General features: G+C 43.8%; 15 protein-coding genes and 1 riboswitch. Of the genes, 4 read left to right on the top strand and 11 right to left on the bottom strand.

The genetic code is table 11. The features are described 5' to 3' along the window. Positions 1-125: 125 nt before the first annotated feature. From MKY75_RS04390 to MKY75_RS04365, 6 genes are all read right to left on the bottom strand, one after another. Positions 126-1,127 (bottom strand): Gfo/Idh/MocA family protein, encoded by a 1,002-nt coding sequence (locus MKY75_RS04390; RefSeq protein ID WP_029517621.1) that lies wholly within the window; start codon positions 1,125-1,127, stop codon positions 126-128. A gap of 197 nt (positions 1,128-1,324) precedes the next feature. Beyond that, positions 1,325-1,966: a deoxynucleoside kinase gene (locus tag MKY75_RS04385; RefSeq protein WP_013308920.1), complete on the bottom strand. Its 642-nt coding sequence runs from the start codon at positions 1,964-1,966 to the stop codon at positions 1,325-1,327. Next, positions 1,966-2,586, bottom strand: a complete 621-nt coding sequence (locus tag MKY75_RS04380) for a deoxynucleoside kinase (protein ID WP_029517622.1) — start codon at positions 2,584-2,586, stop codon at positions 1,966-1,968. The genes MKY75_RS04385 and MKY75_RS04380 overlap by 1 nt, the downstream gene beginning before the upstream one ends. A gap of 145 nt (positions 2,587-2,731) precedes the next feature. Further along, entirely contained in the window at positions 2,732-3,331 is a 600-nt protein-coding gene (locus tag MKY75_RS04375; RefSeq protein WP_029517623.1) for a response regulator transcription factor, read from the bottom strand. Beyond that, a complete protein-coding gene (locus tag MKY75_RS04370; protein ID WP_029517624.1) occupies positions 3,328-4,461 on the bottom strand; it encodes a sensor histidine kinase in 1,134 nt (377 codons plus the stop codon). The genes MKY75_RS04375 and MKY75_RS04370 overlap by 4 nt, the downstream gene beginning before the upstream one ends. A gap of 68 nt (positions 4,462-4,529) precedes the next feature. Beyond that, positions 4,530-5,591: a fatty acid desaturase gene (locus MKY75_RS04365; RefSeq protein WP_029517625.1), complete on the bottom strand. Its 1,062-nt coding sequence runs from the start codon at positions 5,589-5,591 to the stop codon at positions 4,530-4,532. Positions 5,592-5,804: 213 nt separating this feature from the next. After that, positions 5,805-5,889, top strand: a riboswitch (ZMP/ZTP riboswitch). 113 nt (positions 5,890-6,002) lie between these two features. On the opposite strand from MKY75_RS04365, the gene MKY75_RS04360 reads away from it, so the two are divergent. From MKY75_RS04360 to MKY75_RS04350, 3 genes are all read left to right on the top strand, one after another. Continuing rightward, positions 6,003-6,869 (top strand): bifunctional 5,10-methylenetetrahydrofolate dehydrogenase/5,10-methenyltetrahydrofolate cyclohydrolase, encoded by an 867-nt coding sequence (locus tag MKY75_RS04360; RefSeq protein ID WP_029517626.1) that lies wholly within the window; start codon positions 6,003-6,005, stop codon positions 6,867-6,869. Next, a complete protein-coding gene (locus tag MKY75_RS04355) occupies positions 6,866-7,501 on the top strand; it encodes a cyclodeaminase/cyclohydrolase family protein (protein WP_069012904.1) in 636 nt (211 codons plus the stop codon). The genes MKY75_RS04360 and MKY75_RS04355 overlap by 4 nt, the downstream gene beginning before the upstream one ends. Positions 7,502-7,714: 213 nt before the next feature. Continuing rightward, positions 7,715-9,217 carry a stalk domain-containing protein gene (locus MKY75_RS04350; RefSeq protein ID WP_069012903.1) on the top strand — a complete coding sequence of 501 codons (1,503 nt, stop codon included), beginning with the start codon at positions 7,715-7,717 and terminating at the stop codon, positions 9,215-9,217. A 116-nt stretch (positions 9,218-9,333) separates the two neighbouring features. On the opposite strand, the gene MKY75_RS04345 is transcribed toward MKY75_RS04350, so the two are convergent. Further along, complete coding sequence (locus MKY75_RS04345; protein ID WP_340884440.1) at positions 9,334-10,326, bottom strand: ABC transporter substrate-binding protein; 993 nt, start codon at positions 10,324-10,326, stop codon at positions 9,334-9,336. Positions 10,327-10,519: 193 nt separating this feature from the next. After that, a complete protein-coding gene (locus tag MKY75_RS04340; protein WP_068938572.1) occupies positions 10,520-10,912 on the bottom strand; it encodes a winged helix-turn-helix transcriptional regulator in 393 nt (130 codons plus the stop codon). Positions 10,913-11,055: 143 nt separating this feature from the next. Here MKY75_RS04340 and MKY75_RS04335 point away from each other — a divergent pair, with 143 nt between their 5' ends. Then, positions 11,056-11,730, top strand: a complete 675-nt coding sequence (locus MKY75_RS04335; protein WP_029517631.1) for an NAD(P)H-dependent oxidoreductase — start codon at positions 11,056-11,058, stop codon at positions 11,728-11,730. Positions 11,731-11,831: 101 nt separating this feature from the next. Here the strand turns inward: MKY75_RS04335 and MKY75_RS04330 are convergent, their stop codons facing one another. From MKY75_RS04330 to MKY75_RS04320, 3 genes are all read right to left on the bottom strand, one after another. After that, on the bottom strand, positions 11,832-14,687 hold the full coding sequence (locus MKY75_RS04330) for an S-layer homology domain-containing protein (protein WP_340884438.1): 2,856 nt from the start codon (positions 14,685-14,687) through the stop codon (positions 11,832-11,834). Between the two features lie 422 nt (positions 14,688-15,109). Beyond that, positions 15,110-15,817, bottom strand: coding sequence for a hypothetical protein (locus MKY75_RS04325; protein WP_039272436.1), 708 nt, complete (start codon positions 15,815-15,817; stop codon positions 15,110-15,112). A 136-nt stretch (positions 15,818-15,953) separates the two neighbouring features. Beyond that, complete coding sequence (locus MKY75_RS04320) at positions 15,954-16,880, bottom strand: hypothetical protein (RefSeq protein ID WP_029517091.1); 927 nt, start codon at positions 16,878-16,880, stop codon at positions 15,954-15,956. Positions 16,881-17,133 lie beyond the last annotated feature (253 nt).

Below are 17,133 nucleotides of genomic sequence, written 5' to 3'. Positions count from 1 at the left end.
ATTGAGGAGAAGGATAACTGCTTTACCCTTTTAGGGCTACAAAGCCAAATAAGGCTAACCGTGTATTTGCAAAGTTTGCAAAATCGGCAGCCCTTTGTGCATTGCAATTTCGATCATTCCACTGACTAATGTGCAGAAGTATTTTTCAAATCTGCTTCATAACGAAGGCCGAATTGCTGTCTTGCCTCCTCCATCACTTCAGCGACTGTAAGTGAACACTCCAAAGAGTTAATGGAACTGTTGCGTTCACCAATCTTGATCAGATCTATAAATTCCTGAATTTCATAATACATGGGCTCACGCGTCTGAGCTTTGGTCAGATCCTCAATCGTGCCGTCCCGATAATGAATTTTCACCTCATAGGGCTGACTGATTTTGTCGATCACCATCGTTCCATTCTCACCCTGAATTTCAGCAGGCAGATAGGAATCTGTAATTTTGGAATACATGACGATAGCATCCATATCAGGATACTTCATCACGATACTGCCCTCGCCATCGACACCAGAGGATAAAAGCACACCAACCGCCCGAACCTCCTCAGGTTTGCCGAACAAAGTCACCATAGGATACAAACAATACACGCCAAGGTCCATCAGGGAACCATTGGAAAAGGCCGGGTTAAACGCATTCAATACCTTACCTTGCTTAAAAGCATCAAAGCGGGAGGAGTATTGACAGTAGCTTGCAAAATAACGCCGAACCCGGCCTATTTTATACATATGATCCTTTATTATTTTAAAGTTAGGCATAAGTGTGGATTTAACGGCCTCCATCAGCAGAACATCGTTGTTGCGCGCGGCTTCGATCATACTCTTCACCTCTGCTGCATTAGACGCAAAAGGTTTCTCACACAACACGTGCTTTCCGTGATTCATACATAAGATCGCCTGCTCCGCATGTAAGGAATTGGGGCTGGCAATATATACGGCATCGACCTGGTCACTTGCGGCCATTTGCGCCAGGTCTGTAAAAACCTCCGGCTGGCTGTTATATTTGTCAGCAAAAGCTTTGCCCTTATCCTCTGTGCGTGAGTATACCGCCGTCAGGGAAAATTCGTCCGTCTCCATCGCAGCTTGAATAAACCTCTCTGTTATCCAGTTGGTTCCAACAATACCAAAACGCATCACAGTATCCCATCCTTCCCGTGAGTCATTACAATTCATATGTACCTATTCTCGCATTCCAGCCTAAACTTGTCCACTATACCGTTAGTCATATCTCGTGCTTCAACATGTTTATTCGACAAAAAAAGACTGCGGTCTATCAGCTTAATTTATACTGATTGTACCACAGTCCCTGTCAGTTATTTGGGGTTATATCTCTATTTTTTTGATATTACTTTTCCTACTTCTTCCAAAATAGCATCCATGGAAGCAGGGTCATGTACATCATACTCATCAATGTTCAGACGCAGTACAGGACAGGCATCAAATTCGTTGATCCAATTGGAATATCTGCGATGCATTTGCTCCCAATAAGAACGCTCGGTCTGGATCTCCATCTCGCGACCGCGCTCCTCAATCCGACTCAGAATGGAGGGCAAACTGCCTTCCAGATAGATCAGCACATCAGGGTGAGGGAAAAACGGTGTCATCACCATCGCCTCAAACAGGCTAGTATACGTTTCATAATCGGTAGGATTCATCGTTCCCTGATCGGCATGCATTTTCGCAAAAATGCCTGTGTCCTCATAAATAGAACGATCCTGCACAAAGCCTCCACCAGACAGGAAAATATTCTTTTGTTCCTTGAAGCGTTCCGCGAGAAAATAAATTTGCAAATGAAAGCTCCATCTTTCGAAATCGTGATAAAACTTCTCCAGATAGGGATTATGATCGACCTGCTCCAAAGAGGTTTTAAAACCAAGGCGTCCGGCCAAAGCACCGGTCAACGTGGATTTACCTACACCCACTGTGCCCGCTACCGTAATCAAGGCATTTGCAGGAATGTTGTAATTATTCACTATATAAGCTCCTTTACATCGGAAACAATTTGTTTAAATTGTGCCTGATTTTCTACAAAATCAATTTCATTCCCGTTCACGGTCAATATACGAGGGGAAGGGGACTGTTCAGCGAGAAACTGCATGCCTTTATCATAATCTATGATCAATTGCTCCAGATAGGCAGGGTCCATCTCCTGTTCAAAAGAGCGTGCACGCTTGCGAATTCTCCCCAGCAAGGTATCCAAATCTGCTTTGATATAAATGATAATGTCCGGCTTAGGCATATCATCTGTGAGCAAATGATAGATTTGACGATATTTTTCGAGCTTCACACCCTTAAGCGTACGTTCAGCAAAAATCAAATTCTTGTAGATATGATAATCAGAAATAACAGGCTGAGCTTTCTCGATATATTGCAGACCAGTATCCTCCAACTGCTTATACCGATTGCAGAGGAAGAACATTTCCAACTGGAAACTCCACTCATCTATATTCTGATAAAATTTATCGAGAAATGGGTTCTCCTCGACAATCTCTTTGATTATCGGCCAATGTAGCTCGGTTGAAAGCATCGAAGCTAACGTCGTTTTGCCTGCTCCGATGGGCCCTTCAACGGCTATAAATGGGGCTTGTTTCATGCGGTTCTGCTCCTCCTTGTACTCCAGTCCATCCTGTGGACAACTATCCTATTGTATCACAAGGTAGTACGCTAAAGGCATACCAAATCTATGGATAAAACAAAAAAACAGAGCGCTATATTTTGCTTCATAGCGTCTCTGTTTCTCATTTAAACCAACCTTTTTCATTAAAACGTGTAATCGCTTCGATCCGGTTACTGACACCCAACTTATCGAGAATGACTGAAATATAATTGCGCACCGTCCCTGTCGTTAAATACAGTTCACCAGCAATCTCTTTCGTGTTCTTTCCGTCAGCGATGAGCGCCAAGACGGTCTTTTCACGCTCTGTTAGCGGGTTGACTTCGGCATAAGCATCATCGACCAGTTCCGGAGCATAGATACGCCGACCTGCCATAATACTGCGAATGGAGGAAGCCAGCTCTTCACTGGGACTGTCCTTGAGTAGATAACCGTGTGTCCCCGCCTTGATCGCTCGTTCAAAATACCCAGGGCGGGCAAACGTAGTTAAAATCAGCATCTTGCAGTTCAAGCCTTTGAGTTCTTCAGCCGCATCCAATCCGCTCTTTATCGGCATTTCGATGTCCATAATGCATATATCCGGTTGATGCAGCTTCACCAGTTCTATAGCTTCTTCCCCGTTGCTTGCTTTTCCGACTACTTTCATGTCCTCTTCCAAGTCTAGCAGAGAAGCTAGAGCACCCAGCAGCATACGTTGGTCTTCTGCAATGACAATTCGAATCATGGCCCCACCTCCTCGTTCGGCTTTTCAGGGATATTGGGCACTTTAATGACCAAGGTCGTTCCCTGATCTGAACGCAGCTCCATACATCCGTTCACGAATTCGAGCCTTTCCTTCATACCTTGCAGGCCGTTTCCACGAAGGGTTCCATTTTCTCTCGTAATACCGACTCCATTATCCTGAATCCGAAGAGTTAATTCCTTACGAGACGGCTCAATCGTGATGGAGCAAGCGGTAGCTCCACTGTGTTTCACTACATTGGTTACGGCTTCTTTCATACACATGCTAAGAACATTTTCATTCATTAATGATGTATGCTCCAGCTTCGGGTCTCCCTCTAGAGTTAATTCAATGTGAGCAGCCTTTAAAATCTGCCGAATACGTAGCAGCTCATCCTCTAGTCGCATACCGCGCATTTGAGTAACCATTTCCCGTACCTCTTTTAACGCGCTTCTTGCCGTGAGACGAACATCGTTAATTTCGACATGCGCCCGCTCCGGGTACTGATCCATCAGTTTGCCCGCCAAATCGCTCTTCAGCCCAATGAGTGACAACTTCTGACCTAAGGTATCGTGCAGGTCACGCGCAATTCTTTGCCGTTCCTCCAGCTTAATCAATTCCGATATTTTCTTATTGGCATCCTCCAATTGAACTTGGAGCCGATCGCTTTTGTTGCGATTAAAATTCGTAATCGGAAGGAGAATCACACCGATCAGATTGAGCAGGATAAAAGGAATCTGTTTAATAAAAACGGGATTCTGAGAAACAAAACCATAATTGATCAATCCAATCGTAATAACCATTAAAATAATATACAGCGTCGTAAATGCAGCCTTACTTTTAATATTACCGATCAAATAGGCGATAAATATGGAAAAGTACATATAGCTGAACAGCAGTGTCATGGTAATCGATATGGCAATCTGTACACTGGTCCAAAAGTATATGAGCCAGCCTTTTGAGACAAAAGCCAGTACATAACATGCAAAGAATACCAAAATAATAGCAGTACCCAAAATAATATGACCTGTAGATGAAGAGCTAAAGTAGTAAAAGGGCAGGATATAAAAGACGACCCAAACATAAGGGCTAAGCCCTGTATTTCTTTGGAAGATCTGATACCATTTTTGCATCCTGCCCACCCTCTTCTACTTCACATGACTTATATTCCTTATCTTATCATACCAGGTTTTGTTCAACGTTATTTTCTTTCTGTGCCTACAACAGGTGTAGGCATGGGTTTCGTAACTGCAACACGTTTGCTGAGGAGCGGCTTCACTTGTTTAAAGGTCAAAAAGGTTTTCGTATTTTCATCCCAAAGTCGGAACTTCAACGATTGCAGACTGCTACTCACTGTGATCGTGGTCGCCTTTTGAAGTAACGGTGTCGCTTCATGTGCTTTTTCCAAATTATAATTTGGAACTTTGGGACTCAGGTGATGAACGTGATGAAATCCGATATTGCCCGTAATCCATTGCAATACTTTAGGAAGCTTGTAGTAAGAACTGCCTTCTACGGCTGCATTAATATAACTCCACTCTTCATCGTGCTCGAAATAAGAATCCTCAAATTGGTGTTGTACATAGAATAGCCAGATTCCCAACATACCGGATACAAAAAAGATAGGTGCCTGTACGAGAAGGAAGGCCTGCCATCCAATAGCCCAGCACAACAGTGCATACAATGCAACGATGGATATATTCGTCACATGAGTGTTCATTTTTTCCTTGCGTTTGGCTGTCTTGATATTAAAGCGATAGGAAATCAAAAAAGTATAGATCGGACCTAGTCCGAACATAACCCAAGGATTTCGGTATATACGATAGGCCAACCGTGTCCATGTGGAAGCCTCTGTGTACTCTTCTACCGTAAGCACCCACATGTCACCTGTGCCTCTTTTATCCAGATTACTGCTGGTTGCATGGTGGATCGCGTGACTATTTTTCCATTGGTGATAAGGGCAGAGCGTAATAATACCTGTAATCGTTCCCACAATGTCGTTCAGCTTGCGGCTTTTGAAGAAGGATTGATGACCACAATCATGAAAAATAATAAACGTCCGTACCACAAACCCCGATGCAACAATGGCAATGGGAAGCGTCAGCCAGTACGAAACCGACAGGCTAAGATAAGCAGCATACCACAATAGGATCAGTGGACCCAAAGTATTGATAAGTTGCAGAACGCTGGATTTCGTGTTTATTTTCTCGTAGGGAGCCATATTTTTTTTCAATTGGGCTAATGGGAGTTGTGTCATACTCATTATGATCCTCCTTAAAGATGACGCCTATACCTTGATCCTGTTAGGCGTACATGTTGATCTAATCTCAGTATAAGGAGAACGCTCTAGGCGCTGTAGTCATAAACGTCAGTTCGTGTATATGACATTTGTCATATAGACAAGTAACATAACCCGTTTTCCAAATGTTCGCGGGTTTCTTTTCTGATGATTGTTTGTTAAAATATAAGGTATAATAACGCTGTATGTGACTGGCGAAGTCAGTGGAATGAACCACGAGGGAGCATACAAAAAAAGCGTACCGTTCGCCTGGGAGAAGTATTTGCAGAGGATTCGTCTGTCTTGACGACCTTGTGCAAATACTTTTTTTCGTTTTACAAGACCATGACACCCTGTTGATTCCATTATGCAATAAATTCAGAGGAGGCTCGGACTATGGCTATTATCATGAAATCCAAAGAAGCAGCTGAGCAAGTATATGCAACGATCCGTTCACAGGTAGAAGAAATGAAGCAGCAAGGACACCGTCCCCATCTGGCAACCCTATTGGTAGAAGGTGATCCGGCATCTGCATACTATGCACGGACCAAGCAAAAAATAGCGGAGAAGCTGGGCATCTCATTTCATCTCCATACGTTTGATCGTCATGTTAGCGAAACCGAGCTACTGCACCTGATCGGCAGTCTGAACGATGCATCCCATGTACATGGCATTATGCTGGAACTGCCGCTTCCCCAACATCTTTCCGCCTCCGTTATTAAACAATCCATTGCCCCCTACAAGGATATTGATGGGATTACACCCGATAACAAGCTGGCTACTGTAACAGGTGACGCCGGACTATATCCCGCAACACCTCAAGCCTGTATCGAGCTGCTCAAGCATTACGGTCACACATTGGCAGGCAAAAATGTCACGCTCGTGGGCATCGGACAGACAGTGGGACTTCCCCTTTTCCACATGTTGCAAAGAGAAAACGCCACCGTTACCGCCTGTCATGCAGGTACGCGTGATATTGCAGAGCATCTGAGCCATGCAGACATTGCCTTCGTGGCAGTCGGATGCCCTGATGTGATTACGCAAGATATGGTTCATCCCGGTTTGATTTTGGTAGATGCGGGAATTAATGAGACGCTAGAGGGAAAAATAGTGGGAGATGCCGCTTTAGACGTGGGGGAAAAAGTACATGCTATTTCTCCGGTTCCCGGCGGTGTTGGCACCTTAACGACTGCGATTTTGTACAAAAATCTGCTCAAAGCAATACATCTGCAACACTACTCCAGAGAGGTGGTTTACTCATGAGTGAACTGTCGTGGAATCATTCCATCGGACATTTTCTGAAAGAGGCTGCAAGTGCAGCTCCTACCCCTGGCGGAGGAAGTGTATCCGCACTGGCTGCGGCACTAGGCGCGGCTATGACCTCCATGACCGCCAACCTTTCACAAGGAGAAAAATACGCGCACATCCATGAACAAATCACGGACGTCATTAGCAGCATGGAAAGATTGTCTACACATTGTGAGGAATTAATGGTCGCAGACATCCAATCCTTTGAACAGTATATGACTGCCCTGCGTTTGCCCAAGGAAACAGACGAAGAAAAGCGCTATCGTACCCATTCCCTACAGACAGCGGTGATCGCTGCCATTGAGGTACCCATGCGCCTGCTGGAAGTATGCCGAGACGGATTGTCGCAAGCCTATAACATTGTGGAAGTGTCCAATAAAAATGTGATTTCGGATCTTGGCATCGGCGCGATCCTGTTCGAAGCCGCCGCTCAATCTGCCCTGCTTACCGTCGACATTAACCTTGCTTCGCTGAAAGATTTGGATGTCAAACAATCCTACGAAGCTAAAACAGCCGCACTCCTCCGTGAAATCGGACAAATCAAAGAACAAACCTTATTGATGGTGCGCAGCCGAATAACGGGCTGACCATTGGAAGAACCCGTCCCAAGTCATATTCTGCTTCCATGCTCAAAAATAGCCTCTCAAACCCGCCTCTGCTCGTGGGTTTGGAGGCTATTTTATTGGAATCCAACGATTTGTGGAAAACTTTTCTATATATTCTTCGTCTATTGATAAGGAGATATCCCCCAAGGCGTTATTTAACCTTATATACATTGATGAAGAAATGAGGAAAAACGCATGAAAAGACGTACTCTGTTAATCAGTATGATCGCGCTGTTATTGTTCAGCTCCAGTGCATGGGCGGCCGGTGATGAATCGGCGTCCCGTATTCGCTCCTATGATTCCGGGAGTCTGATTCAATCCGATGGAAGCTTGTGGTTATGGGGCTATAATCAATCCGTACCGACTCGTGTAGAGGATAAGCCAAACGTTGTAAGAACATTTTCGAATATAATCCAGGAAGGCGATCTGATATTTACCTTACAAGATCATTCCGCCTGGTATGTGCCAAGAAACAACATTTCTGAATCCGTGAAATTCATTTCTCTGGAAGGACTACCAAACATCATAAACGTGCGTATTATGAATGATCATGTGCTCGCCCTAAACGCCGAAGGAACCGTATTATCCGCTGATCGAATCGAAAATGGTGGCAACTTTGCTCCTTTTCAAACCCTATCCGGCATCGAAAATGTTACAGAATTGGATAGTTACTATGAAAAAAGACCGCAATATGAGGAACGCTGGATCTTCTTGAAGAAGGACGGAAGTGTATGGAAAAATACAAGGTCCTTGCAGGGCTTCGAGCTTGTTCCGTCATTAAAGGATATTACTGCTATCTCCAAAAACATAGCCTTAAAGAAAGACGGTACTGTATGGACATGGCCCAAAGAATTTGATAAAAATGTAACTCCGTCCGAAACTTTATCCGTATCGCAGATTCAAGCCTTATCGGACATCAAAATAATTAAGACCAATGGAAGTTCCAATCTCGCGATTGATCGACAAGGACGGTTATGGTTCTGGGGTGAAACGGTCACAGGTTACTCAGATAATACAACCTATCACAATGAAAATACCCCTGTGCTATTATCAGGAGTAAAAGATGTTAAAGACGCCTTTTTCGCCGAACGCTCCATACTCGCCCTCACCACAGCTGGGAATGTATATGTTGCGTCTCTAGATGGTGAAAAGTTACCATCCAACGCCCCCTTTACATTGCTTGCTAAAAATATTCAAAGTATCAAAGCAGGTCCACGGCACGTAATCATGCAAAAAGCAGATGGGGCCTTATGGGGCTGGGGTGTCAACAAACACGCGCAGCTAGGTATAGGAGACTATGAGTTTCTGTATAGTTCACCAGTTCCTGTACAAAAACCGATTCTTGTCCGTCTCAATGGTTCGCCTGTCTCTCTGAGTAATGGTGTCATTACCCGCAACGGGCAAGCGTTTATTCCCCTTCGTTCTGTTTTTGATAAACTGGGGGCCGAGATCGCTTATGACTTCAACAGCAAAATAGCAAAAATAGATCAGTCCAAGGCAGAAGATCACCCTGTCTTTCTAGAAATAAATTTCAAAACCAGCCAAGCAAAAGTGAACGGTAAGGCTGTAAAGCTTACCAATCCGCCCTTCATGGTGAATGGTATTGGTTATCTTCCATTAAGGCTGATCAGCGAAACGCTGGGGGCCAAGGTAGATTGGATACAAAAAGAAGATACTATTGAAATTACGACAAAATAGTAAATCAAAAACCAGTCCAAACATGATTCATGTTGGACTGGTTTTTAATGCTATATACTGTGTATAATATGCGATCTCTTATCTATTTCAACAATTTGTTATAGCGCAGAATCTGCTTATTGTTTAGCTTTATTCTCTTTTTCTCTTTCGACCAGCATATCTACGATCATATCAATCTGTCCTGTAATAGCGATTGGATCATAGCGATAATACGTATCAAAATCGTTAAAGAACACTCTATTGTTCTTCACCGCAGGAAGATTCCCCCATACAGCGGACGACTTCAGTTGCTTGAGCGCGTCACCCTTTTTCTCGGGATCATACGTAGTCAGGAACATATAATCTGCGTCATACTGCGGCAATACCTCCATCGAAAGCTGTACCGTTTGTTCCTTGGAGTTCATTGTTTTCTTTGGCAAGTTCAGTTTGAGCGCATTGTACACGGCTTGTCCACCGCGACCCGCATTGTCGCCAAAGATCCAAAGTGCATGCTTGTCCGTCAGCTCATACAGACCGAAAGTTGCCTTTTCGTCAATCACACCTTTAAGACGTGCGCGACCTTCAGCGGCCTTTTTATCAAATGCAGCAATAAATTGCTCAGCCTTCTCCTTTTCCCCGGTGATATCGCCGAACAGCTTGACCGTATCATAAATATTAGTCGTCGTGCCGTACGGAATGTACAGGGTAGGTGCAATTTTAGACAAAGCCTCATAATTCGTATCCTTCATAACCACGATCAGATCGGGTTTGAGTTCCAGCGTCTTTTCCAAATTGGTCGGATCACCCACCTCTTTGGTTCCTTTTTCCTTCAGCAAATCGGTCAGAAAAGGATTTTGAAACGCAGTCGGCTCCACACCCACCACGTTAGCACCCACGGACAGCAGTTCTCCGCCGTAAAAATCCGTTACAATACGCTGTGGCTTAGCAGGAATTTGAATATCCCCTTTAACCGTATTAAAGCTTCTAGTCTCTCCAGTAGTAGCTGACTCTTGCTTATCTCCTGAAGATGAAGCCGGATTACTCCCATTATTATTTCCGCTGCAAGCGCTGATGAATACAGACAATACAAGTAACATAGCTGTCATCATAAAATACGATTTCCTTTTCAACTGATTAGCCCCCTATATATTGTGCAGATGATCTCCCGATACATATGATAATGATTATCAATATCGTAAGAAATATATCAAGCGTCGTCCTTGCTGTCAACTGAAAAACGAACTTTGCACATTCCTTTTTAATAAACCAAAAGACCTGCCAAAATGATGGCCAGGTCTTTTTCGTGGAGCCGTCTTCAAAAACCTACACATTGGGGCTAGGTTGCTGAAGACTGCTTTCTGGTGATCGCTGTTTTGTTTTATATTCTTCTCCCCAATCTTTCATCAAGTTAATAATCGGTATGAGCGTTTTCCCGAATTCGGTGAGAGAGTATTCAACCTTAGGCGGAACCTGCTGGTATACTTCACGGTGAACGACACCATCCTCTTCCAGCTCGCGCAATTGGAGTGTCAGCATACGCTGGGTGATCCCCGGACATATCCGCCGAAAATCACTAAATCGCTTAGTCCCATACATGAGATGATACAAAATAATCCCTTTCCATTTGCCCCCAATCACGTCCAGCGTGAACTCAACTGGACACGCCTGATCATTTCCAGCGGTACATTCCCCAAAGCCGCCTTTCCGATTGCGCATAGGCTTTTCTCCTCCTTAGTATCATTTTATATACTACAGCACATTAATGTGCGTACTTCAAAAACGATCATGTATATTCTAATATTAAGCATGTCACTTGGTAAGCGTCAATTTTAATCACATCCATAAGGAGTGGAATAACGATGGAAACCTTAGCTACTACTAAAGATCAAATCTTATCTGCATACGAGTTCAGACATGCAACGAAGGAATTCGATAGTCATAAGAAAATTAGCGATTCTGACTTCGACTTTATTCTTGAAACCGGTCGTTTATCTCCAAGCTCGTTTGGCTTTGAACCTTGGAAATTTGTTGTCGTTCAGAGTAAAGCTATGCGTGAGAAGCTACTGCCTTACTCTTGGGGGGCCCAAAAACAACTGCCAACAGCCAGCCATTTTGTACTCATCCTCTCTAGACTTCCTGAAGATATGATAGCCTCCTCCGATTATATCAAGAGTATGATGGAGAACGTGCAGCAATTACCAGCTGAAGTGATGCAAGGCAAAGAGAAAGTATATGACGCCTTCCTAAAATCAGATTTTGCGCTGGAGGAAAACAAAAGAGCCTTGTTCGAGTGGGGCTGCCGACAAACCTACATCGCACTGGGCAACATGATGACTGCCGCAGCTCAAATCGGCATTGATTCCTGCCCTATCGAAGGTTTTAATAAACAGGAAATCGAACGCATCCTCTCTGAAGAAGGCATTATGGATGCCAAGCATTTCGGTATTTCTTGTATGGTGGCATTTGGCTACCGTCTCAACGAGCCGCGTGGCAAAACTCGGCGATCTGTAGATCAGGTTATTGAGTGGGTGTAAAACCTTTTCTCTAAAACAAGGGGGTGTCCCCACAGCCATTTCGATGGCTGTGGGGATACCCCCTTTTCATAAAACCTCAGCTCTTAACTCTTTCCAATTACTTACTGATAATTTACTTCTTCTGCAAAGTAAATATCCTTCAAACGATCCTTTACGCGTTGAATTTCATCCGCTGTTAAAGGAGCCGTTGGACATAGCTTGAAGTTCCTTCCGGTGACATAGCTTACGTCCGTGTGACCATCCAAGTTGTAGTCCATCTTCGGAACCGGTTTTCGGGTATAATCGGTAAAGTCAATAATGGACCATGTCGCATCTCCATCCTCTTTGGATAAAATAATCCGCTGTGAGGCATTTTCGGTCCACAAATAGCGCAGATTTGCTGGTGAATTATTGGAATCCATAGCCGTCTTAATACCTGAGCCTCTAAACATGAGCGTAAACTCCGTATGATCATTATTGGATCCTGCTACCGATTCATAAATCTGTTTCAGCCCGTCCACGCCTACAATCTCAACCTTGCGATCAACAGGGAAGTGGTTCACAAAATTCTCCCATATTGGAGCCATGTTATGGGTGTTGGCAAGTGCGTTGATGTCCAAAATAATGGACAAGTAGTTTACCGTATTTATACGTTGATAAGGGTTATCCAAATATTGCTGTACTATATACAGTTGTGGTGCTGCATCCGTCTCAGTCACATATGGGTCAAGCGGATGAAGAGTCCAGCGTGAGGAATCTTTCGTATAGCGCGATCCAATCGGATCAATCGTAACCGAGTTCATGAATACGGTACCGCTATTATCTGCTAGTCCCTGTGCGGGAACAATTGGATTGTCCTTATGGGACCAGTAAGGCATCAATGGAGAGCCCTCACCATACATACCGTTCACATTATATTGTGTAGCCGACCATCCCATCGCGGAAGTAATCCGATAGTGATCTTTAAGCCATTGAGTCTGTTCGGGATTTACCGTAAAGCTGGTCAATGATTTCGGAAGATACTTCCGATATTGGTCTGTATCCATGCTTTCAAACACCGATGGTGATCCCATTGTACCGGATTGGTGCAGCTCATTGAATGCATTGTAACGATACATGTATAGCCACTCATCCATCTTTACTTCCCAAACAGGAAGCCCGGGCTCGGTCTGGTTCGGGTACCCCGCCAGAATTCCGACTTCATCTCCATACTGATCGACGAATTCCAGAACCTGTTTAAGCTGCGGTCGATTCGTTTCTAAAAAAACAAAACCGTTTTGCATGGCCCACGTCACTTTGATATTGGGACCAAAGTGGTCCATCAGCAATTGACGCGCTTGCTTGATTTGATCTACCGTAGTCGCGCTTCCCTGCAGCATGATGGAGACAGCAAAGTATTGCTTTTTGCGTTCTCCCGGTACTACTGTTAATTCCGCATCGGATGTGAAGAGAACCCCTTGAGATGGCGACTCAACCGTGATTTTTAATGGAATGACCGAATTTACTACCGGAATCAAATGCAGGTTAGCAATTTTTCCATCCTCATCAAATATCCCTCTGGAATCCTCTACCCGAAGTATCAAGTCTGAGGGCAGCCATCCAGGAGCTATAACCTCTCCATTAGCATTATGAAATACGTAGGACATATTCCAAGCAGCAGGATCTAAAGTAGCAGCCTCTGAAATGGTATACGTAGCCAAGTATACGGACCTGATTACGTTCGGTGGCTCTGCCGGCGGAGTCTTCCCTTTCACGATCAGCTTGGCCTGAGCTGTAAGGACCTGATAAGGTTTGGCAACGGTGACCTTCATTTCTACAGGAATGAAGCTGTCCGCAACCGGAATATTTTCGGGATGTGCAATTTTCCCTTGTTCATCAAAAATACCTAACCCATCACTAAATGTGTACGTAACACTTGTGACGCTGGCAGCAGGAATGCTTACGGGTCGCCCTTTATTGTAGAGCTGAAAAGATAGCTGATACGAAGGGTATGTCTCCGGTTGATTTACCAGCTCCTGCGCCTTGATCACGACCTCATCTACCAGAAAATCCGAAGAATGATCCGGTGGATCTACCGGAATTACTGGTGGTTTGGGTTTAGGTCCCGGCGGTGTCACCGACGGTTCCGGCTTCGGTTCTGGTGGTGTCACCGGAGATGCTGGTGAATCAGGGCTTGGGCGATGCCTTTTAGGCTCCTCGACTTCCGAATTCACGGGTTGTTGACTAATTTCCGGCGTCACATCGACCTCGATCTTCTTCGATTCTTGTTGGCTGTTCGTCTGAGGCATCGTTGCAGTTCCATCTCCTAATGACCCTAGCAAACGCTTGGCACGTTCTCTCAGACCGTCACCGCCTAACCATATTCGATAAGCAACCAGCGTGGCGTCCTGCCGTCTCACAGACTCTTTAGGATGGAAATAGTGATTCGTATCTCCCTCGATCAGTTCCAGCCGTTCCATCAGCCATACGCTCGTTTGTGCATAATCTGATATATCAGATTGATCCACAAAACTGGATATACCAGCCGATCGGGTATCTTCAGTAACACCAAAATAGCGGGCATACCAAACGGCCATATCCTGACGAGTCATATTGTGCTTGGCACCGAATAATTGATCACTAATTCCTTTCGTAATGCTCTCTTCCTGTAAGGCCTGTACATAAGGTAGAGCCCATGGTGACACATCACGAAAAGAAGTTACGCCTCTGTTATTCGATGTTCGCTTTAAGGTTTTAGCGAAAATGCTTGCCCATTCCTGTCGCGAGATAAAATGTAAAGGTCGAAAGCTCCCATCCTGATAACCCGTAACATAACCTTGAGCAGCCATGGCCTCAATCGCATCAGCTGCATAGGAATGTTCGATATCGTTAAAGGCTCTGTCCGCAAAAACAGGCGCACTATGTATACAGAACAACCAGACAGCCAGTAAACCAGCCATGTAATGCCTAATTTGTTTTAACTTTTTTTCATAATTCATTATTCGGAATCATTACACCTCCTTTACTAGATAGCACTGAGCCACTTTCGCCTGTACTTTCATATCAACTTTGAAAATTAGTCTCTCTTGTTTTCAATCGGTTTTTCATTACTGTTAACACCAAACTGTATATACTTGAATTATCGGAATAATCTCCCTAGGATTGAATAAAGCCAGTAAAAAAAGTAGTTTTGGCAATCTACTATCCTGTTTATTCACCATCTTTTTTTAAGCCGTAATTCCCTATCACTAAACAATGGTTTTCATTGGTAATTAAATATTTATCATCTTTTTGTGTTACTATGTTGATCCCGTATACAAATAAAAAAAGAGATAACATCTGTATCCGCATTCGCTTGAAGAATACAAAATGTTATCTCGTTCTCGTGTACATATATACTTATAAAATCCTGTCTGCTGTTTTAATTCTCTTTAAACTCAGAACCCTTATAAACATAAAAGTAGCCGTTTAAAGCCCCATTTTGTGGATAGGCAGCAGGATCTTTGCCTTTTATTTGACCAACCAACTCTCGATTTATAAACGCAGGGGGGCCTTCCTCAACTAGCGCTTCAGCAGACATTCCAGTGATTGATTTTACTGTGTTGGACCAGAATGTAACTAAGTAGACATCGTCAGCATTAAAATGATAGCGTCCTTCACTTGGAGTTCCCTCATAAAACAGCTCTGCCAAAGAAGCTGCCTCAGACCCTCTCATAAAAATTCGAATCTCATCGGTTCCGTTCCATGTATGAGGAATTCCGCCTTTTGGATTAACGTATTCTACAGTTTCTGGCTCCTTGTCGCTAATAAAATCAACAACTGCATATTTATAAACCTCATCTGTTACACTCTTGGTTGCAATTTCAGTTGTTTTCTCTGTTCTATAGCCACTGAACTTTCCATACACATTCGGGGTTTTGCCAATAGCAGCTAAGGCCTTTTCCTGATCCATGAATCCGGCTCTTCCAGCTACTGGTGTCAGCCTGTACGTCTTGATTTCAGTCCCCTTGTACTGATCCCAAGTGTATTCGTAATAATATTTCGCATAAGATACTCCACTGTTCCAGCCTACGGATAACAGCATGAGAATACCTATCATGAATACTAACGGCCATTTTTTCAACTTCATACCCTCAACCTCTTTTCTCCAAGTACACTCAAATCATCATTAGCATTATAGCTTTTCAATAAATCTATCGACAGTTAAATATTAGAAGAAAGTGTGGATAAATTATGTCCTTGATAATTTACTATTTGCCTGTGTTTTACTGATCGGTTGCAGCTTTGAGACGTTTTTCCATTTCTGTAGACACCATAATGTTTAATAGCCCCATAAGATTATTGGTCTCATCTCTTGCTTTTTGATAGGCCGCAGCGAAGGCTTTTTCATTCGCGGCAGGGTTTTTAATGTCACTTAGTTTCTTCCACTCGGGCTTAACGCGTTGATCGTACATATCGTACAAGCTGATGTCTGTAGGTGTCTGGGCAACAGGCATCATAGACTCAAATTTCGAGGCAACCTTAAAAAATCCCAGCGTATTTTGGACCGATGGACTAGAATAATCATGCGTCTTCATCGCTTCTTCTAAAATATGAAGTCCCTCTCGTGACAAATAGAGCATTTTGACGAGTCCTCTTTCAGTATTAGAGGTTTCCTCCCACTTCTTGTAGGACTCACCTGGAGCAACTCCCTCTGTAAAAAAATTATAAGCTTCATGAATAAATTCATCTGTATTCAGGTGGATGGGTTCTTCTGTATATAAATTCACGACAGAATCACTGTAATTTGCAATGTTTACATGTTTCCCAGTTGGATCGGAAACCCGCCGAATCGGATGATCCTGCACTCGTACCAGTCCATAACGATCGGCAAAGGTAAGAAGCTGCTCCTGCGTCGTATTTAACCCTATTTGTCCTGCTGGCTGATCGGGTTTCGTTGCTTCTTTAGCCACGTCGGAATACGTCTTTCCATTACTTTTTGTAGCTTGGTCTGTAGTATTGCTCACAACACCATCCACACCAGCCTGTTCCGCATTGTCCGCCTTGGCATTCTGGGTAGTCGTAGTGGTTGCCGTTGCTGCTCCAGTCGTAGATTCACCTTCAATTTGCTTCTTGGAGTCACCGCATGCGGTCAGCATAGCAGTTAAACTTATTACAGCAGTCAACAAAATAATATACGCTTTTGCCTTCATCAGTATCTTCCTCATTTCCTTATGTATCATTCTTTCGTGGTTTGATAGTAGACTTCAATAATATGGAATTAATCTTATCAAAAATAAAAATGAGAGAATACTGGACCATACTCCTGATTATCTTCGATGATTCTATAGTAATTCGTTGTTTTCTGAACTAAAGTCGTGGCTCTCAACCTACATAATGGGCAAATTGCCCGTTGACTTTCGGAATACTTGATCCTCGGTACTACTCCTGCCTGTTCAAGTTACA

Source organism: Paenibacillus sp. FSL L8-0663 (genome assembly GCF_038008125.1).
Taxonomy (GTDB): Bacteria; Bacillota; Bacilli; order Paenibacillales; family Paenibacillaceae; genus Paenibacillus; species Paenibacillus polymyxa_D.
Note: the sequence above shows the minus strand (reverse complement) of the source record. Positions and strands in the feature narration are given on the sequence as shown.